The 22,145-nt window shown below is 71.3% G+C and carries 20 protein-coding genes; 12 read left to right on the top strand and 8 right to left on the bottom strand.

What is annotated here, in order from left to right; all coding sequences use genetic code 11:
- Positions 1-34: 34 nt before the first annotated feature.
- Both ACWCXC_RS16790 and ACWCXC_RS16785 read right to left on the bottom strand, forming a co-directional pair.
- The gene (locus tag ACWCXC_RS16790) at positions 35-709 is read right to left on the bottom strand and encodes an ABC transporter ATP-binding protein (protein ID WP_450685537.1); all 675 of its coding nucleotides are present in this window, start codon (positions 707-709) and stop codon (positions 35-37) included.
- An 86-nt stretch (positions 710-795) separates the two neighbouring features.
- Positions 796-1,206 carry a hypothetical protein gene (locus tag ACWCXC_RS16785; protein WP_450889446.1) on the bottom strand — a complete coding sequence of 137 codons (411 nt, stop codon included), beginning with the start codon at positions 1,204-1,206 and terminating at the stop codon, positions 796-798.
- A 334-nt stretch (positions 1,207-1,540) separates the two neighbouring features.
- On the opposite strand from ACWCXC_RS16785, the gene ACWCXC_RS16780 reads away from it, so the two are divergent.
- Together ACWCXC_RS16780 and manA are read left to right on the top strand one after the other, a co-directional pair.
- Entirely contained in the window at positions 1,541-2,572 is a 1,032-nt protein-coding gene (locus ACWCXC_RS16780) for an ROK family protein (protein ID WP_450889444.1), read from the top strand.
- A complete protein-coding gene (gene manA, locus ACWCXC_RS16775) occupies positions 2,560-3,753 on the top strand; it encodes a mannose-6-phosphate isomerase, class I (protein WP_450889442.1) in 1,194 nt (397 codons plus the stop codon). The genes ACWCXC_RS16780 and manA overlap by 13 nt, the downstream gene beginning before the upstream one ends.
- A 173-nt stretch (positions 3,754-3,926) precedes the next feature.
- Here manA and ACWCXC_RS16770 read toward each other — a convergent pair whose 3' ends face one another.
- Together ACWCXC_RS16770 and ACWCXC_RS16765 are read right to left on the bottom strand one after the other, a co-directional pair.
- Positions 3,927-4,958, bottom strand: a complete 1,032-nt coding sequence (locus ACWCXC_RS16770; protein WP_450685541.1) for a LacI family DNA-binding transcriptional regulator — start codon at positions 4,956-4,958, stop codon at positions 3,927-3,929.
- Entirely contained in the window at positions 4,955-7,366 is a 2,412-nt protein-coding gene (locus tag ACWCXC_RS16765; RefSeq protein ID WP_450889440.1) for a glycoside hydrolase family 2 protein, read from the bottom strand. Before ACWCXC_RS16765 ends, ACWCXC_RS16770 begins: the two co-directional genes overlap by 4 nt.
- 282 nt (positions 7,367-7,648) lie before the next feature.
- On the opposite strand from ACWCXC_RS16765, the gene ACWCXC_RS16760 reads away from it, so the two are divergent.
- From ACWCXC_RS16760 to ACWCXC_RS16725, 8 genes are all read left to right on the top strand, one after another.
- Entirely contained in the window at positions 7,649-8,968 is a 1,320-nt protein-coding gene (locus ACWCXC_RS16760) for an ABC transporter substrate-binding protein (protein ID WP_450685543.1), read from the top strand.
- A 92-nt stretch (positions 8,969-9,060) separates the two neighbouring features.
- On the top strand, positions 9,061-10,026 hold the full coding sequence (locus tag ACWCXC_RS16755; RefSeq protein WP_450685544.1) for a carbohydrate ABC transporter permease: 966 nt from the start codon (positions 9,061-9,063) through the stop codon (positions 10,024-10,026).
- On the top strand, positions 10,023-10,916 hold the full coding sequence (locus tag ACWCXC_RS16750; protein WP_450685545.1) for a carbohydrate ABC transporter permease: 894 nt from the start codon (positions 10,023-10,025) through the stop codon (positions 10,914-10,916). Before ACWCXC_RS16755 ends, ACWCXC_RS16750 begins: the two co-directional genes overlap by 4 nt.
- A gap of 173 nt (positions 10,917-11,089) precedes the next feature.
- Positions 11,090-11,608, top strand: coding sequence for a hypothetical protein (locus ACWCXC_RS16745; protein WP_450685546.1), 519 nt, complete (start codon positions 11,090-11,092; stop codon positions 11,606-11,608).
- Positions 11,609-11,703: 95 nt separating this feature from the next.
- Positions 11,704-12,549, top strand: coding sequence for a DUF4097 family beta strand repeat-containing protein (locus ACWCXC_RS16740; RefSeq protein WP_450889437.1), 846 nt, complete (start codon positions 11,704-11,706; stop codon positions 12,547-12,549).
- Between the two features lie 97 nt (positions 12,550-12,646).
- Entirely contained in the window at positions 12,647-13,675 is a 1,029-nt protein-coding gene (locus ACWCXC_RS16735; RefSeq protein WP_450889435.1) for an ATP-binding cassette domain-containing protein, read from the top strand.
- Complete coding sequence (locus ACWCXC_RS16730; RefSeq protein WP_450889433.1) at positions 13,672-14,463, top strand: ABC transporter permease; 792 nt, start codon at positions 13,672-13,674, stop codon at positions 14,461-14,463. Before ACWCXC_RS16735 ends, ACWCXC_RS16730 begins: the two co-directional genes overlap by 4 nt.
- Positions 14,464-14,791: 328 nt before the next feature.
- Positions 14,792-15,598, top strand: a complete 807-nt coding sequence (locus ACWCXC_RS16725) for an SGNH/GDSL hydrolase family protein (RefSeq protein WP_450889431.1) — start codon at positions 14,792-14,794, stop codon at positions 15,596-15,598.
- 58 nt (positions 15,599-15,656) lie between these two features.
- Here the strand turns inward: ACWCXC_RS16725 and ACWCXC_RS16720 are convergent, their stop codons facing one another.
- Both ACWCXC_RS16720 and ACWCXC_RS16715 read right to left on the bottom strand, forming a co-directional pair.
- Positions 15,657-16,046: a nuclear transport factor 2 family protein gene (locus ACWCXC_RS16720; RefSeq protein WP_450683091.1), complete on the bottom strand. Its 390-nt coding sequence runs from the start codon at positions 16,044-16,046 to the stop codon at positions 15,657-15,659.
- Positions 16,047-16,195: 149 nt separating this feature from the next.
- Positions 16,196-17,038, bottom strand: coding sequence for a class I SAM-dependent methyltransferase (locus tag ACWCXC_RS16715; protein WP_450889429.1), 843 nt, complete (start codon positions 17,036-17,038; stop codon positions 16,196-16,198).
- A gap of 62 nt (positions 17,039-17,100) precedes the next feature.
- Here ACWCXC_RS16715 and ACWCXC_RS16710 point away from each other — a divergent pair, with 62 nt between their 5' ends.
- Positions 17,101-18,945 carry a S9 family peptidase gene (locus tag ACWCXC_RS16710; protein WP_450889427.1) on the top strand — a complete coding sequence of 615 codons (1,845 nt, stop codon included), beginning with the start codon at positions 17,101-17,103 and terminating at the stop codon, positions 18,943-18,945.
- A 157-nt stretch (positions 18,946-19,102) separates the two neighbouring features.
- Positions 19,103-19,987, top strand: coding sequence for an SURF1 family protein (locus tag ACWCXC_RS16705; protein ID WP_450889425.1), 885 nt, complete (start codon positions 19,103-19,105; stop codon positions 19,985-19,987).
- Positions 19,988-20,311: 324 nt separating this feature from the next.
- On the opposite strand, the gene ACWCXC_RS16700 is transcribed toward ACWCXC_RS16705, so the two are convergent.
- Together ACWCXC_RS16700 and ACWCXC_RS16695 are read right to left on the bottom strand one after the other, a co-directional pair.
- On the bottom strand, positions 20,312-21,439 hold the full coding sequence (locus tag ACWCXC_RS16700) for a hypothetical protein (protein WP_450889423.1): 1,128 nt from the start codon (positions 21,437-21,439) through the stop codon (positions 20,312-20,314).
- Positions 21,440-21,534: 95 nt separating this feature from the next.
- Positions 21,535-22,110, bottom strand: a complete 576-nt coding sequence (locus ACWCXC_RS16695; protein ID WP_450683096.1) for a SigE family RNA polymerase sigma factor — start codon at positions 22,108-22,110, stop codon at positions 21,535-21,537.
- Positions 22,111-22,145 lie beyond the last annotated feature (35 nt).

Genomic DNA, 22,145 nt, shown 5'->3' with positions numbered 1-22,145 from the left:
AGGCCGACGAGCAACGAGGTGACGGACGGAGAGTTCACGACATCGCCTGCCTGGCCAGGGACCCGTCGGTCATCGTGTAACGGTTGTCCGCGCGGGCGGCCACCGAGGCGTCGTGCGTCACCATGACGACGGCTGTGCCCTGAGACCGCGCAAGGTTCAGGAACTCTCCCAAAACCGCTTCGGCGTTGACGCTGTCGAGCGCCCCTGTCGGCTCGTCCGCGAAGACGACCGCGGGGCGGTGCACCAGCGCCCGCGCCACCGCGACCCGCTGGGCCTGTCCTCCGGAGATCTCCGAGGTCCGGCGCTGCCGCAGCTCCGCGAGTCCCAGCCGGCCCAGGACCTCTCCCGCCTTCTCATGGGCCGCCGCCTTGCGCTGCCCGGCCAGACGGAGCGGCAGTGCGGCGTTCTCCTCCACGGTCAGCTCAGGGAGCAGCTCCCCGTACTGGAAGACGAACCCGAACCGTTCCCTGCGCACCGCGCTCAGTTCCTCGTCGTCGAGTCTCCGCAACGGGACTCCATCGAAGGCGACTTCACCGCGTGTGGGCGGCACGACCCCGGCCAGGCAGTGGAGCAGGGACGACTTGCCCGACCCGCTGCTGCCCATGATCGCGCAGACCTCGCCGGGGGCCAGCGCGAAGTCCACGCCGCATACGGCCTTGTGAGCGCCGTAGCGCAACTCGACACCCTTCGCACGGAGGATGGCATCCATGGTGAGCGGCACCTCTTGTCTCGCCGTGACTCATCGACCTGCGGCGGCAACGGAGCCGGGCGCTCCGGGCCGGCCGCACGGCCCCACTACCTCGTGTAGTGCTTCGCGTATGAGCAGTTGTCGGGATGGAACGAGCCCCGATCGCGGCACGTTCGAATCCATGCCCTTCGGGTGTACTGCGCGGCACCGTCATAGACGATCTTGTCGAGGTGAACCGTCTTGCCCTGTTTCCCGTTGAGGCGGTTCCAGCCGTAGCCCTCGACCCTCACTTGCATGTAGACGTTGTTTCCATCGCCCTTCTCGGCATCCGACAAATTGCCCTTGAGATGGAAACCGCCGTGATTCTTGCCCTTGGGCTCCCACTTGTAGGTGCCGTCGGCGAAGACGGCGCCCGTCGTCTTCAGCGTGGGAATGGAGGGCCAGCCCCCAGCAACCGCAGCCCCCACACCCCCGAAGAACAGCGCGCCGGTAACGGCCAGAGCTGTCAGCTTTCGCATGCTTCCTCCCTGCGGAATCACCAGCCATGATTACAGAGAGTATCCGACCAATGCCTCTTCGTGCGCCCTGCCGGCGCCGCTTCGCCCGATCCGGTGACGCCGGAGATTCGAGTGACGAGTCCCCGCACCCCGGCTCCGCATCACGGACCCACGCGGGCATGGCGCGGCCAGTCGGAAACGACACACCGCCGCCCCGCCCACGCCTTCATCGCTAAACTTTTACCTTAACTAAACCGTTCACTAGACAACGTTGTCACCCACAGGTCAGAGTGGCCTCCGGGGGTGCGATTCGTGCCGGAGAACCGTGCCCCTTCACGAAAGGTGTGGTGGTGACGTGACGGTGTACGGAGCACTGGACATCGGGGGGACGAAGATCGCCGGAGCGCTCGTCGACGACACGGGCGTCCTGGTCGCGCGCGCCCAACGGCCCACACCTGCCCGGGAGTCCGCCGAGGCGCTGATGGCCGCCGTGGCCTCGGTCGTCGACGAACTCGCCCGGCACCCGATGTGGGACGCGCAGAGCTGTTTCGGCATCGCCAGCGCCGGTCCGGTCGACACTGCGGCCGGTACGGTCAGCCCGGTCAACATCCCCGCCTGGCGCCGCTTCCCGCTGGTCGAGCGGGTGGCGGCGCACCCCCGGATGCCCGCCGGAACCCGGCCCGTGCTGGTCGGCGACGCCGTGGCCATGACGGCGGCCGAGCACTGGCTCGGCGCGGCGCGCGGCGTCGACAACGCGCTGTGCATGGTGGTCTCCACGGGCGTCGGCGGCGGTCTGGTCCTGGACGGCCGGCTCCGCACCGGCCGGACCGGGAACGCCGGCCACATCGGGCACATCACCGTCGATCTGCACGGTTCGCTGTGCCCCTGCGGGGCGCCGGGCTGTGTCGAGGGCCTGGCCAGCGGGACGTCCATCGCCGCGTACGCCGGGGCCTCCGGCTGGACCCCGCCGCCGGGCAGCCCGGCGACGGCCGCCGAGGTGGCGCGGTCCGCGCGGTCCGGCGACCCCCGCGCGCTCGCGGCGTACGACCGGGCGGCCCGGGCCCTGGCGGCGGCCGTCGCGGCCACCGCCGCCCTGGTCGAACTGGACCTCGTGGTCATCGGTGGCGGGGTGGCCCAGGCCGGAGACACCCTGTTCGCACCGCTGCGGACCCACCTCGCCGACTACGCCGTACTCGACTTCACCCGCGGGCTGCCCGTCGTACCGGCGCTGCTCGCCCTGGACGCCGGGCTCATCGGCGCAGCGGCCGCCGCCGCCATGTCCCCGGACCCCAGGGGAACCATCGAGACATCGGGAATCCCCGCGACCCCCGCACCACCCTCCGGCATCTCCGCACCCGCCGGGAGGGCCGCCGCATGGACCGCCTGACCAACACCGTCCGCCGCTACGCCTGGGGCTCCACCACCGCGCTTCCCGGACTGACGGGCACGGAACCGGACGGAACGCCGCAGGCCGAGCTGTGGATGGGGGCCCATCCCACCGCGCCGTCCCTCGTCGAACGCGGCGACGGGCCACGTGCGCTGGACGCGGTCATCGAGGAGGCACCCGCCGCCGAACTGGGCGAGGCCGTGCTGCGCCGATTCGGCCCGCGACTGCCGTTCCTGCTCAAGCTGTTGGCCGCCGAGGCGCCGCTCTCGCTCCAGGTCCACCCGGACCTGGCCCAGGCCGCCGCCGGGCACGCGCGCGAGAACGCGCTCGGGATCCCGCTCGACGCCCCGCACCGCACCTACCCCGACGCCAACCACAAGCCGGAGATGATCGTCGCGCTCGGCGCCTTCGACGGTCTCTGCGGCTTCCGGACCGCCGGCGGCTGCGCCGATCTGCTCGGCGCGCTGCGGGTGGCCCGGCTCGACCACCACCGCGCGGCCCTGCGGACACTCCCCGAGGAGGCCGCACTGCGGCAGGTCTTCTCGGCGTTCCTCACCCCGCACCGCTCACTCGTCGCCGAGGTCGCCCGGGCGGTGGCCAGCGAGGCCGCCCGTCCCGGCCCGTTCCAGGAACAGTTCGCCGCGTACGACACGATCGCGCGGGCCCACCCCGGGGACGCCGGGCTGCTGCCCGCGCTGATGCTCAACCACGTCCGGCTGGCACCGGGCGAGGGCCTCTTCCTCGGCGCCGGCGTACCCCACGCCTATATAAGGGGACTCGGGGTCGAGGTCATGGCCGGCTCCGACAACGTGCTGCGCTGCGGGCTGACGTCCAAGCACGTGGACGCGGCCGAACTGCTGCGGGTGATCCGCTTCGCTCCCACCCGGGTCCGGGTGGAGCGGCCCGAGGCCGTCGCCGGGGGCGAGGAGGTGTACGCCTGTGCCGTGGACGACTTCCGGCTCTCCGTCGTACGGCCCGGCGTGCACCGGCCGGAGATCGCCCTCGGCTCGGACGCTCCTCAGATCCTCGTCTGCACCTCCGGCACCGTACGCGTCACCGGAGCCGCCGGCTCGCTCGACCTCCCGGCGGGCGCCTCGGCGTACGCCCCCGCAGGCGAACCACTGACGGTCAGCGGAAGGGGAACCGCCTACCGCGCCACGGTGGACATCGCCTTCCCCTGACCCCGCCGCACGAACCGCACCACCCGCCTGCCCTACGAACCACCCCACCACCCGGACACCGCCCCCCCCGCCCGGCACAACAAACCGAGCGCGGGGCGGGAACAGGAACAGGAACAGGAACAGGAACAGGGAAGAGGAACAGGCCCTGGAGCCGGGCCCACGATCCGGAACGTTCAGTGCGCCGCCGGCGCCTGCGCCGTCGAACCGCGCGGGGTGAGCGAGGGCGTCGGCACCTGGACGGAACCGGAATGCCGGCCCTCGATGACGGCGAACAGCGTACGAGCCACCTGGGCGCCGAAGTTGTGCACGTCGTGGCTCATCGCCGACAGCGTCGGATGCGTGATCCGGCACAGCTGGGAGTCGTCCCAGGCCAGCAGGGACACATCGTCGGGCACCACGAAACCCATCTCGGCGGCGACGCCCGCGCCCGCGACGGCCATGATGTCGTTGTCGTACACGATGGCCGTCGGACGCTCCGGCGACATCAGCAGGGAACGCGTTGCCCGCGCCCCCTCGCTCCCGTCGAAGCCGGTCGCGATCTGCCGGCCCTCCTCAAGTCCCAGCTCCCGCAGCGTGGTCGCGAAGGCATGGGCCCGGATCGCGCTGTGCCCGAGCCCGACCGGGCCGCCGACGCGGGCGATCCGCCGGTGGCCGAGCGCCGCCAGATAGCGGACGGCCTCGGCCGCGGCGGACGCGTCGTCGGTCCAGACGGCCGGGAACGTCCCGGTCAGCGAGGGGTGCCCGACGGCCACGGCCGGCAGTCCGATGGAGGCCAGCGCGGGCACCCGCGGATCGTCCTCGTGGAAGTCGACCAGGATCGCTCCCGCGATCGTCTGGCTGCGCCACCACGACCGGTACAACTCGGTCTCCTCGTCCAGATCCCGCACCAGCCGCAGCAGCAGCGAGTACGACCGGTCGGCCAGGACGCTCTCGATCCCGGAGATGAAGTCCATGTAGAACGGTTCGAGACCGAGCAGCCGGGCGGGTCGGCACAGAGCCAGGCCGATGATGTCGACCCGCTGGCTGGAGAGGCTGCGCGCCGTGAGGTTCGGCGCCCAGCCCAGCTCCTTCGCCGCGTCGAAGATCCGCTGCCGGGTGGCGTCCGAGACCCCCGGCTTCTGGTTGAACGCCAGCGAGACGGCGCCCTTGGACACCCCGGCACGGGCCGCGACGTCCTTGATCGTCACACGGGCGGGACCGTTCACCGGGCGCCCGCGCTGAAGAGGGCGGACCGCGCCCTCGCCTCGTCGACGGAGCCGCAGCCCGTCACCCGGATCCGGATCCGCTCGCCGGGCAGCAGGGTCCGCAGGCCCTGATCGGCCTCGGCGGCCGGGTCCAGCCGGTCGGCCTGGAGAAGAAGGTCTCTCAGCAGAGTGCGCGCGCTCACCACGACGTCGACTGTATCCCGCTCGCCCGCCACCGCCTCCACGGCGACGTCGAACTCCGGCGCCGGATACGCGAACTCCTTGTCGGTGACCGGGAAATGGAGTGCGCGCAACCCGTCGGCGTCGGCGACGAGGAACTCCTTGGCGAACGCGCCGCCGGGCACCAGCGCCTCGGGAACGGGGATCCGCACCACCGCTCGCGCCCCCACCGTCACCTCCCGCACCTCCCGGCGCAGCGTCGTCCCGTCGGCCTCCACCCGCCGCAGCTCCACCGAGGTCCGCCACTCGGCGCCCGACTGGTTGACGACGGCGAGCACCGGGCCGCCCTCGCCCCCGTCGCCCGTGGGCAGCAGGGTCAGCAGCCGGTCCGCGTACACCCGGCGCAGCTCGTGGTAGAGCGGCTTGAGCCGGCCGTCGCCGTCGATAGCGGCCCAGGAGCTGACCGGCCAGCAGTCGTTCAGCTGCCAGACGACGGTTCCGGCGCAGACCGGCCAGTGGGAGCGCCAGTGCTCGATGCCGGCCGCAACGGCGCGCGCCTGCACGACCTGGGTGAGGTAGTGCCAGCGGTCGAAGTCGTTCTCGGGGAGGGTGAAGTGGCGGGCGACGCCCCGGTTCAGCTTGCCGTTGCCGTCCTCGGCCTTCTGGTGGTGGAGCATGCCGGGCGAGTCCGGGGCCAGCTCCTCGCCGGGCAGGGCGCGGTGGAGGGTGGCGAGGGCAGGGGGCGCCTGCCAGCCGAACTCCGCGACGAAGCGCGGCACGGTGGCGCGGTACTCGGCGTAGTCCTGCCGGTTCCAGACCTCCCAGGAGTGGTGGGTGCCGTGCGCCGGGTCGTTGGGGTGGTGGTCCCAGGATCCGGACCAGGGGCTTCCGGCCGCGTAGGGGCGGGTGGGGTCGAGTTCGGCGACCAGCCGGGGCAGCAGCCCGAGGTAGTAGCCCTCGCCCCAGGAGTCACCGGCCAGTTCGGGCTCCCACTTCCAGTCGCGGAAGCCCCACAGGTTCTCGTTGTTGCCGTTCCACAGGACGAGGCTGGGGTGCGGCATCAGTCGGACAACGTTGTCGCGGGCCTCGGCCTCGACCTCTCCGCGCAGCGGCTGCTCCTCGGGATAGGCGGAGCAGGCGAAGAGGAAGTCCTGCCAGACCATCAGGCCGAGTTCGTCGCAGGCGGTGTAGAACGCCTCGTCCTCGTAGATGCCGCCGCCCCAGACCCTGACCAGGTCGACATGGGCGTCGGCGGCCTGCCGGAGCCGGGTGCGGTAGCGCTCGGGGGTGATCCGGGACGGGAAGGCGTCGTCGGGGATCCAGTTGACCCCGCGCGCGAAGATCCGTACGCCGTTGACGACGAGGGTGAATCCGGTGCCGTGCTCGTCGGCGGAGCGGTCGAGTTCGACCGTACGGAATCCGATCCTCCGCTCCCAGGTGTCGAGTACGCCGTCGGCGTCGCGCAGTTCGACCACGAGGTCGTAGAGGTGCTGTTCGCCGTAGCCGCGCGGCCACCAGAGTCGGGGGGCGTCGACGTCCAGCCGTACGACGGCCTCGTCCCCCTCGACCCGGGTCTCGGCGCGGACGCCCGCGACGGCGGCGGTGGCGGTCAGCGCGCGGGCGCGGCCCTTCTCGGTGCGCTCGATCGCGATCCGTATCTCGGCCCGTCCGGTGCCGTCCTCGACGGTGATCAGCGGGCGCACCGAGGCGAGGCGCGCGGTGGACCAGTGCTCCAGGCGGACCGGCCGCCAGATGCCGGCGGTGACCAGCGTCGGCCCCCAGTCCCAGCCGAAGTTGCAGGCCATCTTCCGGATGTACTGGGAGGGTTCGGGATAGACGTTGGGCCGGTCGCCGGTCAGCGCGCGGACGGCTTCGGCCTCGTCGTACGCGGAGGCGAAGGCGACCTCCAGCAGGCCGGTCGCGCCGGTGACGTCGAACCGGTACGCGCGGTGCATGTTGCGGGTGCTGCCCAGGGTCCGGCCGTCGAGGGTGAGCGTCGCGGCCGTGTCGAGCCCGTCGAAGACGAGGTCCGTCCGCTCGTGGCCGCTGTCGTGCGCCAAGGGCCGTTCGTACGTCCAGGAGCGCCGCCCCACCCAGGCCACCTCGGTCTCGTTGAGACCGAGGTAGGGGTCCGGGACGAGCCCGGCGGCGTACAGATCGGTGTGCACACAGCCGGGAACGACGGCGGGGAGCGGGGTCGCGTCATGGCGCAGGGTCCAGCCGTCGTTGAGCGGGGTGACGTCCTTCATGGGGTGCGGCTCCAATCGCCTGACACAGGCCGGTGACTCAGCCCGGTAGATGTACGACGCCGTTAACCTAGCCCGCCCATCACCCTCTGTCTATAAACCGGTCTAGGCGTCACATCGTCACTTTCAGCTCTCCCAGCATGGGACAGAACAGCCAATAAGGGATCGTCGGTAACGATTGAGCATCACGATCGAAACTGGAGCTTTACCGGTTCACCAACCGGCTGCCATAGTGCCGCTATCCCACCGCAGACCTTGAGCCGCCATCTTGAAGGAGTTGGGCACATGGGGAAGACCAGGACCCTGACCGGTGCGTTGCTGGCCGTCGCGACGCTGACCGTGACGGGGTGCGGCGGCGGGGGCACGCCGTCCTCGGAGACCGCCTCGGCGCCCACCGACGCGAAGGAGGTGAGCGGCGGCATCACGGTCCTCACCCAGCGCACCGACCTCGTCAAGAGCGGCGCGATGGACGCCTACGCGGCAGAGTTCCGGAAGATCTATCCCAAGGTCCAGGTGAAGTTCGAGGGCCTCACGGACTACGAGGGCGAGGCCCGGATCCGGATGAACACCAAGCACTACGGCGACGTCCTCATGATCCCCGGCGCGGTGGCCAAGAACGACTACCCGCGGTTCTTCGCCCCGCTGGGCTCCGCCGAGGAACTGGGCGCGAAGTACCGCTTCAGCGACAAGACGGAGGTCGGTGGCAAGGTCTACGGCGTCGCCCAGTTCGGCACCGCCAACGGCTTCGTCTACAACAAGGCCGTGTGGAAGCGGGCCGGCATCACCGAGTGGCCGAAGACGCCCCAGGAGTTCCTCGCGGACCTCGGCGCGATCAAGTCGAAGACGAAGGCCGTCCCCTACTACACCAACTTCGGCGACGGCTGGCCGCTGGTGCAGTGGACCAGCAACCTCGGCTCGGTGACCTGCGACAAGGACGCGAGCAACAAGCTGGCCGGAGCCGTCTCGCCGTGGAAGGCCGGCAGCGAGCTGAACGTCTCGGACACGCTGCTCCACGACATCGTCAAGGGCGGCCTCTCCGAGAAGGACCCCAACACCACCAACTGGGAGGAGTCCAAGACCCTCGTCGCCAAGGGAAAGATCGGCGCGATGATGCTCGGCTCCTGGTCGATCACGCAGATGCGGCAGGCCGCGGAGGCGGCGGGCGGCAGCAAGGACGACATCGGCTTCATGCCCTTCCCCGCGCAGAAGGACGGAAAGTTCTGCGCCACGCTGGTCTCCGACTACCAGCAGGCGGTGAACATCAACTCCGAGCACAAGGAGGCCGCCCGCGCGTGGATCGACTGGTTCACCGAGAAGTCCGGCTACTCCGCCAAGGAGGGGGCCGTCCCCACCGTGAAGTCCGCTCCCATGCCCGACACCCTCCAGGACCTCGTTGACAACGATGTCACCTTCACGGAGCGGTCGGAAAGGGACACCGCGAAGGTCAACGACATCGACAAGGCGTCCGAGATCGGTCTCAACACCCCTGACTACCGCCAGAAGTTGATCGACATCGCCCGGGGCGCGGAGCACGGCACCCTCAAGGACTTCTTCGCCGACCTCGACAAGAGGTGGGACGAGGCGGCGAGGACCGCCGGTTCCTGACAGCCGGCGGAGGAAGGCCCCGGCCGTGCGGCAGCGGCGGCCGGGGCCGTCGAGCCCGACGGGCGCAAGCGGATGAGAGAAGGCCCTGACACATGACCCGAACCATCGATACGGCCCCGGCGACACCGCCGCGCGCCGCGGCCCGCCGGGCCGGGGGCAGCCGCCGGCGACCGCCGCGGCAGGCACCACGAGGACGGCTGCTGCGCCGGCTGACCCCGTGGACGTTCCTCGCCGTACCGCTCGTACTGCTGATCACCTTCACGTACGTGCCCGTCGGCAACATGCTCTACTACAGCTTCACCGACTGGGACGGCATCAGTCCCGAGCGCGATTTCACGGGCATGGACAACTACGTCCAGATCTTCACCCGGCCCGAGCTCTTCCGGGTCTTCTTCGTCAGCTTCTACTACCTCGCCGCGTCGGTGGTGCAGATCGCGATCGCCCTCTACTTCGCTACGGTGCTCAGCTTCGATCTCAGGTTCCGCAACCTGTTCAAGGGGATTCTCTTCTTCCCCTACCTGGTCAACGGCGTGGCCATCGGTTTCATCTTCCTGTACTTCTTCAAGGACGGCGGCACGCTGGACTCGGTGCTGTCCTGGGTCGGCGCCGGCTCCGACCACGCCTGGCTGGGCGACCCCGCCTCGGCGAACACGTCCCTGTCCGGCGTCTCGATCTGGCGCTACACCGGGCTGAACTTCGTGCTCTTCCTCGGTGCCATCCAGTCCATTCCGGGCGAGCTCTACGAGGCCGCGCAGCTCGACGGGGCCTCGCGGTGGCAGCAGTTCCGGCACATCATCGCGCCGGGCATCAGGCCCGTGCTGAGCCTGAGCATCATCCTGGCGATCTCCGGGTCCCTCTCGGTCTTCGAGATCCCGTGGATCATGACCGGCGGTTCGACGGGGACGACGACGTTCGTCATCCAGACCGTCAAGCTCGCGTTCCAGTTCAACAAGACCGGGCTGGCCTCGGCCGCCGCGGTGGTGCTGTTGCTGATCATTCTGCTGATCACCTGGATCCAGCGCCGTCTCGTGCCCGATGAGAAGGTGGATCTCGTATGACCACGGCCCGCACGTCCGCCGCAGCCGTCCGTACGCGGGGCGGGAGGTCCACCGCGGCCGTCCGCACCCGCGGCCTGATCGCCAGGACCGCCGTCTATCTCTCCCTGGTGCTGGCCTCACTGGTCGTCCTCGTCCCGCTCGGCGTGGTCTTCCTGACCTCGCTCAAGACTTCGGACGAGATGGCCGACGGCGGACCGCTGTCCCTGCCCTCGGACTGGCTCAACTTCTCCAACTACGCGACCGCGTTCACCGACGGCAAGATGGTCACCGCCTTCGGGAACACCGCGTTCATCCTGCTGTTCTCGATCACCGGCACGGTGGTCATCGGCTCGATGACGGCGTATGCGATCGACCGCTTCCACTTCCCGGCCAAAAAGCTGGTCATGGGCCTGTTCCTGGTCGCCACCCTTGTCCCGGGGGTCACCACGCAGGTGGCGACGTTCCAAGTGGTCAACAGCTTCGGCCTGTTCGACAGCCGATGGGCGCCGATCCTGCTGTACATGGGGACCGACATCGTGTCCATCTACATCTTCCTGCAGTTCATCCGGGGCATCCCGGTCTCGCTGGACGAGGCGGCCCGGCTGGACGGGGCCAACTCCTTCACGGTCTACCGGAAGGTGATCTTCCCGCTGCTCAAGCCGGCCATCGCCACCGTGGTCATCATCAAGGGGATCACCGTCTACAACGACTTCTACATCCCCTTCCTCTACATGCCCTCGGAGGACCTGGGCACGGTGTCCACCGCGCTCTTCCGGTTCAAGGGGCCGTTCGGCGCCCATTGGGAGAACATCTCGGCCGGGGCGATCCTCGTCATCCTGCCCACTCTGGTGATCTTCCTGTTCCTCCAGCGCTACATCTACAACGGCTTCGCCCAGGGAGCGACCAAGTAGAAACCTGATGTGGCACCACTGGCGCCACCCCGCGCGCCTTTCATGAAAGCCCAGCTCAGGGCCCGAATCGCCTAGCGAATCGGGCCCTGCGTCATGCGAGGACGCCACGCGGTGACACCACTGGCGCCACCCAATCGCTTGCCACGGTGCCACAATGGTGCCATGATGGCGTCATGGACCTCACCCCGTATGTCGACACCATCCGCCGCGAACTCGCGGTGGCCGCCGAGGCCGGCGGCGAGGACGCCCGCGAGCTGGCGGACCGGCTCACCGCCCCGCTGGAGTCGGCGACCCGGCTGACGATGCTCAACGTGCTCTCCGCCGCGATGGACGAGATCACCCGGGAACTGGCCCCCGGCTCGGTCGACGTACGACTGCGCGGCCTGGACCCCGACTTCGTGGTGACGCTGCCGCCCACCGCCACCACCCTGGCCGAACCCGTCGAGCAGGCCGTCCCCGCCGAGCCGCCCGCCGGAGCGGGCGACGGCGAGGAGGGCGCCACCGCACGCGTCAACCTGCGTCTGCCGGCCCCGCTCAAGGCCCGGGCCGAACAGGCCGCCGGCCGGGAGGGTCTGTCGGTCAACGCCTGGCTGGTACGGGCTGTCTCGGCCGCGGTCGACGGCGGCGCCCCGCCGCGCACGGCGGAGAGGTCCCGGAACGTCGGACAGAACTTCACGGGCTGGGTGCGCTGACCGCGCCCCGCCCACCGCACCGCACCCGAACCACTTCATCCACACGGCGCCCCACCTGCGAGGACGCCCGAGAGACCCATGAGGACGGGACAGCCATGCCTTCTTTCGACACCCCCGGGCCCATCACCGCCACCGTGCACGTGGACGCCGGATCCATCCAGTTCATCGCGAGCGACCGCACCGACACCGTCGTGGAGGCGCGGCCCCGCGACCCGAAGAAGGACCAGGACGTACGGGCCGCCGGCCAGACCGAGGTGGCGTACGCGAACAACGCCCTGACCATCCGGACGCCGAAGCAGCGCTACCTCGTCGGACGGACCGGCACGGTCGACGTGACGGTCGAACTGCCCGCCGGCTCCCACGTGGAGATGACCGGCGCCTGGGCCCAGCTCCTCGGCGAGGGCAGGCTCGGCGAGGTGCGGGGGAAGACCTCGTCCGGTGATGTCCGGCTGGACGCCACCGGCCCGCTGAAGCTCACCGCCGCACACGGCTCGATCACCGTCGACCGGGTCGACGGCGCCGCCGAGATCACCACCAGCTCGGGGAGCATGCGCGTCGGCCTGCTCGACGGCCCCGCCGTCCTCAAGAACTCGCACGGCAGCACCACCGTGGGCGTGGCCACCGGGGAACTGCGGGTGAGCGGCGCCAACGGGGACATCGACATCGCCCGCGCCGAGAACTCGGTCACCGCCACCACCGCGCACGGAACCCTGCGCGTCGGCGAAGTGGTCCGGGGCACCGTCCAGTTGGAGACCAACCACGGCGCCATCGACATCGGCATCCGCGCGGGCACCGCCGCCTGGCTCGACGCTGACTCCGGCCGGGGCCAGGTACGCAACACGCTCACGGCGTCGGACGCGCCGGAGTCGACGGAGGAGACCGTCAAGATCCGCGCCCGCACCCGCTGGGGCAACATCGACGTCCGCCGCTCCCAGGGCTGAGCCCCGCCCCCACGGTCGCTCCCCGCTCTTCCCTTCCCTTCTCCCCCCTCTCCCCTCTCCCCTCTCCCCTCTCCCAGTCTTCGCGTCGGAGGACGCCATGCCGAGTTCTGTCATGCCCATGTCTAGCCGCGCCACCGCCGAGGAGTGCCCGTACGCCGTCTCCGCCGTCGGTCTGCGCAAGTCCTACGGGGACAAGACCGTCCTCGACGGCATCGATCTACGCATCCCGGCCGGTTCCGTGTTCGCGCTGCTGGGGCCGAACGGTGCGGGCAAGACGACGGCCGTGAAGATCCTCTCCACGCTGGTGCGGCCGGACGCCGGCTCCGGGCCGGTCCGGATCGGCGGCCACGATCTGGCCACCGACGCCCAATCCGCCCGCGCCACCATCGGCGTCACCGGCCAGTTCTCCGCCGTCGACGGACTGATCACCGGCGAGGAGAACATGCTCCTGATGGCCGACCTCCACCACCTGCCCAAGAACGAAGGCCGCCGCGTCACCACCGAACTCCTCAACCGCTTCGACCTCACCGACGCCGCGAAGAAACCCGCCTCCACCTACTCAGGCGGCATGAAACGACGCCTCGACATCGCCATGACCCTCGTCGGCGACCCCCGCATCATCTTCCTCGACGAACCCACCACCGGCCTCGACCCCCGCTCCCGCCACACCATGTGGGGCATCATCCGCGACCTCGTCACCACCGGCGTCACCGTCTTCCTCACCACCCAGTACCTCGAAGAAGCCGACCAGCTCGCCGACCGCATCGCCGTCCTCAACAACGGCACCATCGCCGCCCACGGCACCCCCGACGAACTCAAACGCCTCGTCCCCGGCGGACACGTCAAACTCCGCTTCACCGACCCCACCGCCTACCGCACCGCCACCACCCAACTCCCCGACGCCACCCCCCACGACGACACCCTCGCCCTCACCCTCCCCAGCGACGGCAGCCAACGCACCCTGCGCACCATCCTCGACCGCCTCGACACCGCCGGCATCGACGCCGACGAACTCACCGTCCACACCCCCGACCTCGACGACGTCTTCTTCGCCCTCACCACCCACAACAACACCGCACCCACCCCGACCAGCACTTCCACCGCCGCCAAGGAGACCGTCCGATGAGCACCCTCACCCTCGCCGCCCGCGACTCGACCACCATGCTCCGACGCAACCTCCTCCACGCCCGCCGCTACCCCTCCCTCACCCTCAACCTCCTCCTCACCCCGATCATGCTGCTCCTCCTCTTCGTCTACATCTTCGGAGACACCATGAGCGCCGGGATCGGCGGCGGCGGAGCGGACCGCGCGCAGTACATCGCCTATCTGGTGCCCGGGGTGCTGCTCATGACGATCGGCTCCACCACCGTCGGCACCGCGGTCTCGGTCTCCAACGACATGACCGAGGGGATCATCGCCCGCTTCCGGACCATGGCCATCCACCGCGGGTCGGTCCTCATCGGCCATGTCGTCGGCAGCGTGCTCCAGTGCGTCGCGAGCGTGGTCCTCGTGGGTGCGGTCGGCGTCGCCATCGGCTTCCGTTCCACGGACGCGACCGTGCTGGAGTGGCTTGCCGCCTTCGGCCTCCTGGTCCTCTTCGCCACCGCGTTCACCTGGATCGCCGTGGGCATGGGCCTCATCAGCCCCAACGCGGAGGCCGCCAGCAACAACGCGCTGCCGATGATCCTGCTGCCGCTGATCTCCAGCGCCTTCGTCCCGCTGGACTCCATGCCCGGCTGGTTCCGGCCGATCGCCGAATACCAGCCCTTCACCCCCGCCATCGAGACCCTGCGCGGACTGCTCCTCGGCACCGAGATCGGCAACAACGGCTGGATCGCCCTCGGCTGGTGCGTCGCCCTGGCCGTACTCGGTTATCTCTGGGCCACCGCGAAGTTCGACAGCGAAGCGGCGTAACCGCCTCCGTCCGCCGAAGGGCGGCGCCCTCGACACCGGTCGGGGCCGCCGCCCTTCGGCATGCCACCGCCCCTCCCGCGCACCGCGTGGACCCCGCGAGGCGCCCGCGAGGCGACCTGCGAAGTGTTCGACTCCATGGCCGTATCTCCTTTGTTTCACAGGGTGTTCAAGGGTTGTCTACGCGCGGAGCTACGAGCACCGAACGATCATTCGGGCAATTCCGGCAGCTTCGCGTCTGCCTATTACCGACTGGTACCCGAAGCTGCTACAACAGGTGGCGCTCACTCAACCCCCCACCCACCCCCCACACTTCGGAGGGCTGACAGCTATGTCAGTACGGAGATTCTGGGCGTCCGCATCCACTCTGCTCCTCGCCGCCGCTGCTGCCCTGGGCATGGCCCAGCCGGCCTCGGCCTCCTCCTCGGCCGCCGCCAGCGGGTACGTCGCCCTGGGCGACTCGTACTCGTCCGGCGTCGGCGCCGGAAACTATCTGTCCGACAGCGGCGACTGCCGCCGCAGCACCAACGCCTACCCCTACCTCTGGGCGCAGGCGAACTCCCCTTCCTCGTTCGCCTTCGTCGCCTGTTCCGGTGCGACCACCAGCACGGTGGCCGGCGGCCAGCTCGGCGCGCTCAGCTCGTCCACCGCACTGGTGAGTGTCACGGCGGGCGGCAACGACGTCGGGTTCGCCGACGTCATGCAGGACTGCGTGCTGTCCGGCGAGGCCACCTGCATCGCGAGCGTGAACGCGGCCGTGGGCAAGATCAACACCATCTTGCCCGCCCGGCTGGGCTCGCTCTACTCGTCCATCCACGCCAAGGCGCCCTCGGCGCGGGTCGTGGTGCTGGGCTACCCGCGCTTCTACAAGATCGGAGGCAGCTGCCTCCTCGGTCTCTCGGACAAGTCGCGCACGGCCATCAACAACGCCTCCGACGTACTGAACGGCGTCATCGCCAAGCAGGCGGCCAACGCCGGCTTCGCCTTCTCGGCTGTCGCCGACGAGTTCACCGGGCACGAGCTGTGCTCCGGTGACCCGTGGCTGCACAGCGTCTCGATCCCGGTCTACAACTCGTACCACCCCAAGGCCATCGGCCAGTCGAACGGCTACCTCCCCGCCTTCCGCTCGGCCGCATAGCCCGCTGGGGCCCCGGGCCGCCGTCGCCGCACCCACGGCGACGGCGGCCTCCCGCGTGTCAGTACCGCTCCACGAGATGCGCGCGCCCGGCGGGCGGCTCGTACGGCTCCGGCCAGAAGTCGGTGACGGCGCTGATCCGGCCCTCGGCGTCGAAGGTGAAGAAGTGCACGGCGTGCGCCTCCTCGCCGTCGACCACGAATCTCGTACGCGCGGCGGCCTGCCGCTCCTCCGCGTCGGCCACGACGCGCACGACGCTCGCCCGCCAGTCCCCGGGATACTCCCGGTTGAACTCCATGTACCGCGCCTTGCCGCGTATGCGCTCACGGGTCTGCGGCAGCTCGTACACCACGTCCTCGGCGAGCGTCGCCGCGAAGACGTCCCAGTCGCGTCGGTCGGCCGCGGTCCAGTAACGCTCGACCGTGGCACGCAGATCAGCATTCGTGGTCATGGTTCCGAGTGTGGACCCCGCCACTGACAATCGGCTCCGGCCGCCGGTTCCCGCCCCGGGGACCGGCCGGGTGTGCTGCCGGGCTACCGGGCTACCGCACTGACTGCCGGGCCGACCACCGGCCGGAGCGGGCCGGGCGGCGGGCCGGACTACTGGCCGGAGCGGGCCGGACGGGACGCCTTGAGCGAGTACATGAGCGGAATCCTCGGACGCTCCTCCGGGAAGCGGTAGAACCCGTCCGGATAGCGCTCCAGGACCGGGAAGCGGGCGAAGAGCGAGGCGTCGTGCTCGTGCAGGAACTCGATCCGCAGCCCCGCCGCGGCCAGCGCGGAGACCACGCTGCCCACCGGGTGCTGCCACTCGACGCTGCGGTTGTGGACGGTCGTCGCGTCGAAGTCCGCGTACGTGCCCGGCGTCTCGTCCACCCACGCCTCGCGGCTGAAGTAGTCGTGCACGACCCGCGACCCCGTCGCGTCGTCGAGGCAGTCCGTCATCGGGTGGAACTCCGCCAGGTACAGGAACCCGCCGGGGGCGACGAGCGAGGCGGCCGTCTCGGCCCAGCGCTCGATGTCGGGAAGCCAGTTCAGCGCGCCGACGCCCGTGTAGACGATGTCGTACGCGGAGTCCGGCACCGCCTCGGCCGCGTCGTACACATCGGCGGCGACGAAAGCCGCCCGCTCCGGGCCGAGACCCAGGTCGCCCGCGAGCGCGCGGGCGGTCTCGACGGCCGGTTCGGAGAAGTCCAGACCGACGACCTGCGCGGCGCCGTGCCGGGCCCAGGACAGCGTGTCCACGCCGATGTGGCACTGCAGGTGCAGCAGCGTGCGGCCGGTGACGTCCCCGACCTCGGCCCGTTCGAACGGCCGCAGGGCGTCCTTGCCCGACCGGAAGGCGGCGAGGTCGTAGAAGTCGCTGCCCGCGTGGATGGGCACGCGCTCGTCCCACAGGGCCCGGTTGGCCTCGCGCCAGTCGGCGGGTATCGGTCCATGCATGTCCGCGAGGTTATCCACAGGCTGAGGACGAGGCGAACGGATTGTCGGCCGTCCGGCGCAGAATGGGGGACATGACTGAGAGCAATGGTGCGACGACCGAATCCGTCCCGGAGTGGGAGCGGCGCTTCCGCGCGCCCCGGGTGTCGCTGCCCGACTGGGCGCAGGACGCGCCGGACCGCGCCCTGTTCGTGTCCAACGCGACGGGGACGTACGAGCTGTACACATGGGATCGCTCGACGGGCGAGCAGCGCCGGATCACCGACCGGCCGAACGGGACGACGGACGGCGTGCTGACCCCGGACGGCGAGGCGGTGTGGTGGTTCAGCGACACCGACGGAGACGAGTTCGGGGTGTGGATGCGCCGCCCGTTCGGCGCGGGCTGCGAGGACGACGTGGACGAGCCCGCGGCGCCCGGTCTCGACCCGTCCTACCCGGCGGGGCTGGCGATCGGCCGGGACGGGACGGCGGTGATCGGCCGCTCGACGGACGAGGACGGGTCGACGGTCCATGTCGTGCGCCCCGGGCAGGCTCCCGTGGAGATCTACCGGCACCGCGAGTCGGCCGGGGTCGGTGACCTCTCGTACGACGGGACGCTCATCGCGCTGGAGCACACCGAGCACGGCGACGCGATGCACTCCGCGCTGCGCGTGGTGCGCCCCGACGGCTCGACGGTCGCGGAGCTGGACGACACCGAGGGCGGCACGAAGGAGCTGGGTCTCAGCGTGCTCGGCTTCGCGCCCGTCGCCGGGGACACCCGGCTGCTGGTCGGGCACCAGCGGCGGGGCCGGTGGGAGCCGATGATCTGGGACCCGGTGGCCGGCACGGAGACGGACCTGTCCATCGAACTGCCCGGCGACGTGGGCGCCGAGTGGTACGCGGACGGCTCGGCGCTTCTCGTCGAGCACGACTTCGAGGCCCGCAGCGAGCTGTGGCGGTACGCCCCGGCCGCCGCCGGGGGGACCCTGGCCCGGGTGGAGACGCCCGCCGGTTCGGTCTCGGGCGCCACGGCCCGGCCGGACGGCACCGTGGAATACCTGTGGTCGTCGGCCGCCGAGCCGCCCGTCGTCCGTTCCACGACCGGTGCGGTGGTGCTCGACCCGCCGGGGGCGAAGGCCCCCGCCTCGGTGCCGGTCGAGGACGCGTGGGTGGACGGACCGGGAGGCCGCGTCCACGCCCTGGTGCAGCGCCCGGCCACCGGCGAGGGCCCTTTCCCGACGGTCTTCGAGATCCACGGCGGCCCGACCTGGCACGACAGCGACGCCTTCGCGGCCGGGCCCGCCGCCTGGGTGGACCACGGATACGCGGTCGTGCGGGTCAACTACCGGGGCTCGACGGGGTACGGACGGGCCTGGACGGACGCCCTCAAGCACCGGGTGGGCCTGATCGAGCTGGAGGACATCGCGGCGGTGCGCGCGTGGGCGGTGGAGTCCGGCCTCGCGGACCCGGCGAAGCTGGTCCTGGCCGGCGGGTCCTGGGGCGGCTATCTGACCCTGCTCGGTCTCGGCACCCAGCCCGACGCCTGGGCCGTGGGGCTTGCGGCGGTCCCGGTGGCGGACTACGTCACGGCGTACCACGACGAGATGGAAGCGCTGAAGGCCATGGACCGCACGCTGCTGGGCGGGACACCGGAGGAGGTGCCGGAGCGGTTCGAGGCCTCGTCACCCCTCACCTACGTCGACGCGGTGCGGGCCCCGGTCTACATCTCGGCGGGCGTCAACGATCCGCGCTGCCCCATCCAGCAGGTGGAGAACTACGTGGACCGGTTGAAGAGCCGCGACGCCGTGCACGAGGTCTACCGCTACGACGCGGGGCACGGCTCGCTCGTCGTCGAGGAACGGATCAAGCAGGTGCGCCTGGAACTGGACTTCGCCCGGCGCCATCTGGCAGGCCCGAACGAGGGGGCGTGACGGCCGGGCCCCTCGCCGGGAGACCCGGGGGACATGACGCAGGCGGCCCCGGCAGCGGGAGGAAGGAGGCGTGTCCCGGGTTCAGGGGCCGGATGAACGGGCGACGCGGGGGTGCCCCCGCGCCGGGACGCCGGGGCGGGGACCGTACCGTGGAGGGGTGTACCGGTTCCTGCTGACCCCGCGCTGGTGGGGGATCAACGTCTTCGTCGTGCTGGCCATCCCGTTCTGCGTGTTCATGGGCACCTGGCAGCTCGGCCGCTTCGAGGACCGCGTGCAGACGCACGAGGCCGCCGAGAAGCGGCCCGACCCGGGCACCCGGGCCGCCGCGCCGCTCGACGAGCTGCTGCCCGTCGACACCGAGACCTCCGGCCGTCCGGCCACCGCGAGCGGGCGGTACGCCGACCAGTTCGTGGTCCCCGGCCGGAAGCTCGACGACCGCGACGGCTTCTACGTCCTGGACATGCTCCGCACCGACAGCGGCAAGGCGCTGCCGGTGGTGCGCGGCTGGCTGCCGGGCAAGCCCGGCACCACGCCGGTTCCGGCCGCGCCGACCGGCCGCGTCACGGTCACCGGCGACCTCCAGGCATCGGAGAACGCGGGCAGTACCGGGGTCGACGCCTCGGGCGGGCTGCCCGAGGGCCAGGTGGGCATCATCGGCGCCGCGTCGCTGGTCAACCTCGTGCCGTACGACGTCTACGACGCCTGGGTGACGCTCCAGGACACCGGGGCCGCCGGGGGCGCGTCCGGGACCGCCGCCGACACCCCCTCGAAGGCGGGCGGGGGGCTGCGCCCCGTACCGGCCGCGGCACCGCAGGGCACCGGGCTCGACCTCAAGGCGTTCCAGAACCTCGGCTACACGGGCGAGTGGTTCGTCTTCGCCGCGTTCGTGCTCTTCATGTGGTTCCGGCTGGTGCGGCGGGAGGCCGAGGCCGCCCGGGACGTGGCCCTGGGCCTGATTCCCGACGCGGACGGAGGGCCGGACGCGGAGCCGGACGCCGCGTCGCCCGCCGCAGCGTCGGCGTCGGTCACCGCCGAGCGCTGACGAGCCTGGGCTGGGTCTGCCGGTCCTGCCCGGCCCGCCGGGACGGCGTGCCCGGTCCCGTTGCTGGTCCCGGCCCGCCGGGACGGTGGTCCTGGTCCCGGCCCGCCGGGACGGTGTGCCTGGCCCCGGCCCCGATCCGCCGGCGCCGCCTGCCCGGATGACGCGGACCGGCTGTCCCGCCTGCCCGGATCACGCGGACCCCGCTGTCCCGCCAGCCCGGATCGCGCGGGCCCTGCTGTCCCGCCAGCCCGGATCACGCGGACCCAGCTATCCCGCCCGCCCAAATCACGCGGGACCCGCTGTCCCGCCGACCGGTGCCGCCGTCTACGCGCCGGGTTCGAGGACGCCCGTCCGGTAGATCGTTCCGGCGCAGGCGTTGGGGATCTTCGCCTCGGCGACCGGTGCTCCCGGCTCCGGGGTGTGCTGCACGGAGACGCTGCCCGGGGCCGTACCGGCGCCGTCCTCGCCGCCCAGTTGGGTGTCCGCGCCCGATTCGCCGTCACCGCTGCCGGTGCCCGCCGTGACCGAACCGGCCGCGACCCCGGTACTGCCGGCGGCGCCGTCCGTGGGCGTCGGGGACGGGGATCCTCCGGCGGTGGGACAGGTCTCCTGGGGGATCCAGGCGAACTTCACCTCGTAGACCATGGTCGGCTTCAGCAGGATCGTGGACTCCTCCTCCGCCGGATCGGGCAGTCCGGAGGCGGGGTCTCCCTGGGTGTGCCGGACCACGACGATCTTGGCCGGGTCGGCGGCGCCCGCGGCCTGGAAGCCCACGGTCCCGCCGCCGCTGACCGAGCACTCCTTGCCGGAGACGTTGGCGATGCGGAAGCTTCCGTAGACCGTGCCGTCGGCCCCGGCCGCGCCGGTCGTCGCGGAGGCGACGCCGAGCTGGTCGGGGGAACAGGCCGGCAGGACGGCCTGGGCGCTGGCAACCGGGCCGTCCGCCGCACCGCCGTTCACCTCGCTGCCCGCGCCCGGTCCGCTGGTGTCGGTCGGGCTCGCCGTGCCGTCCGGGAGTCCTTGCCCGCTGGTCTGCTCGCCGTCGCCGCCGGCCCCTCCCCCGTTGCCGGTCTGCGCGCCGGTGTCCTCTCCGTTGCCGCCCTGCGCCTGCTCGCCGTGGCCGGCGATGGCGGGGTTGGCGGCGTTGGAGCCCTCGGAGTTGGCGACGTGGACGAAGGCGGGGACCGCCGTGCCGATGAGCAGGGCGGCGGCTGCCGCCCCGACCAGGGCCTGGCGGCGGCGGGCGCGCCGGGCGGGCACCGCGCGGTGCAGCCGGTCCAGCGTGCCCTCGTCCGGTTCGAGGCCCTGCACGGCGCCGCGCAGCATCCGGCGCAGCGCCTCCTCGTCGAGGGAGTCCCCCCCGAACGGGGCGCCGGGCGCGCCGAACGCCAGGGTGTCCGGCTCTCCCCCGTCCCGGTCGGCGTGCGGGGTGTTCTCCGGCCCGTGGTTCACAGTTCCGTTTCCCGTCGGGTCTGTCCGGTGTCCGCGCAGCGGGCCGCGGCGGAACCGGCCGCCGCCCGCACGTCCCTGCTCGTCGTGGCGGCGATTCATGTCTGCGCCTCCATGACGACGCGCAGCGCCGCGATGCCGCGCGATCCGTACGCCTTCACCGAGCCCAGGGAGATTCCCAGCGTCTCGGCGACCTGCGCCTCGGTCATGTCCGCGAAGTAGCGCAGCACCAGCACCTCGCGCTGGCGCCGTTGCAGTCCGCGCATCGCCTTGATCAGCGCGTCCCGCTCCAGCTGGTCGTACGCGCCCTCCTCGGCGCTCGCCATGTCCGGCATGGGCTTGGAGAGCAGCTTCAGCCCGAGGATGCGGCGGCGCAGGGCGGATCGGGAGAGATTGACGACGGTCTGGCGCAGATAGGCGAGGGTCTTCTCGGGCTCCCGCACCCGGTTGCGCGCCGAGTGCACGCGTATGAACGCCTCCTGCACGACGTCCTCGCAGGACGCCGTGTCGTCCAGCAGCAGGGCGGCGAGCCCGAGCAGCGAACGGTAGTGGGCGCGGTAGGTCTCGGTGAGATGGTCGACGGTGGTCCCGGCTGCCACGCTCTCTTCAGCGCCCTCGCGCTGCGACGGCAGTGCTGTCGTCCGTGCGGCCGGCATGGGCGCGATCACCGGCATGCCGCCGGACGCGCGGGGCCGTCCCAGCGGTCGCA

This window comes from Streptomyces sp. NPDC001515 (genome assembly GCF_053597115.1).
This window is presented reverse-complemented; position numbering and strand designations above follow the sequence as displayed.

Bases quoted from the DNA above. Each gene is read 5' to 3' on its own strand.
- ACWCXC_RS16790 (WP_450685537.1), bottom strand. From the start codon at position 709: ATGGATGCCATCCTCCGTGCGAAGGGTGTCGAGTTGCGCTACGGCGCT.
- ACWCXC_RS16785 (WP_450889446.1), bottom strand. From the start codon at position 1,206: ATGCGAAAGCTGACAGCTCTGGCCGTTACCGGCGCGCTGTTCTTCGGG.
- manA (WP_450889442.1), top strand. From the start codon at position 2,560: ATGGACCGCCTGACCAACACCGTCCGCCGCTACGCCTGGGGCTCCACC.
- ACWCXC_RS16765 (WP_450889440.1), bottom strand. From the start codon at position 7,366: ATGAAGGACGTCACCCCGCTCAACGACGGCTGGACCCTGCGCCATGAC.
- ACWCXC_RS16760 (WP_450685543.1), top strand. From the start codon at position 7,649: ATGGGGAAGACCAGGACCCTGACCGGTGCGTTGCTGGCCGTCGCGACG.
- ACWCXC_RS16755 (WP_450685544.1), top strand. From the start codon at position 9,061: ATGACCCGAACCATCGATACGGCCCCGGCGACACCGCCGCGCGCCGCG.
- ACWCXC_RS16750 (WP_450685545.1), top strand. From the start codon at position 10,023: ATGACCACGGCCCGCACGTCCGCCGCAGCCGTCCGTACGCGGGGCGGG.
- ACWCXC_RS16745 (WP_450685546.1), top strand. From the start codon at position 11,090: ATGGACCTCACCCCGTATGTCGACACCATCCGCCGCGAACTCGCGGTG.
- ACWCXC_RS16740 (WP_450889437.1), top strand. From the start codon at position 11,704: ATGCCTTCTTTCGACACCCCCGGGCCCATCACCGCCACCGTGCACGTG.
- ACWCXC_RS16735 (WP_450889435.1), top strand. From the start codon at position 12,647: ATGCCGAGTTCTGTCATGCCCATGTCTAGCCGCGCCACCGCCGAGGAG.
- ACWCXC_RS16730 (WP_450889433.1), top strand. From the start codon at position 13,672: ATGAGCACCCTCACCCTCGCCGCCCGCGACTCGACCACCATGCTCCGA.
- ACWCXC_RS16725 (WP_450889431.1), top strand. From the start codon at position 14,792: ATGTCAGTACGGAGATTCTGGGCGTCCGCATCCACTCTGCTCCTCGCC.
- ACWCXC_RS16720 (WP_450683091.1), bottom strand. From the start codon at position 16,046: ATGACCACGAATGCTGATCTGCGTGCCACGGTCGAGCGTTACTGGACC.
- ACWCXC_RS16715 (WP_450889429.1), bottom strand. From the start codon at position 17,038: ATGCATGGACCGATACCCGCCGACTGGCGCGAGGCCAACCGGGCCCTG.
- ACWCXC_RS16710 (WP_450889427.1), top strand. From the start codon at position 17,101: ATGGGGGACATGACTGAGAGCAATGGTGCGACGACCGAATCCGTCCCG.
- ACWCXC_RS16695 (WP_450683096.1), bottom strand. From the start codon at position 22,110: ATGCCGGTGATCGCGCCCATGCCGGCCGCACGGACGACAGCACTGCCG.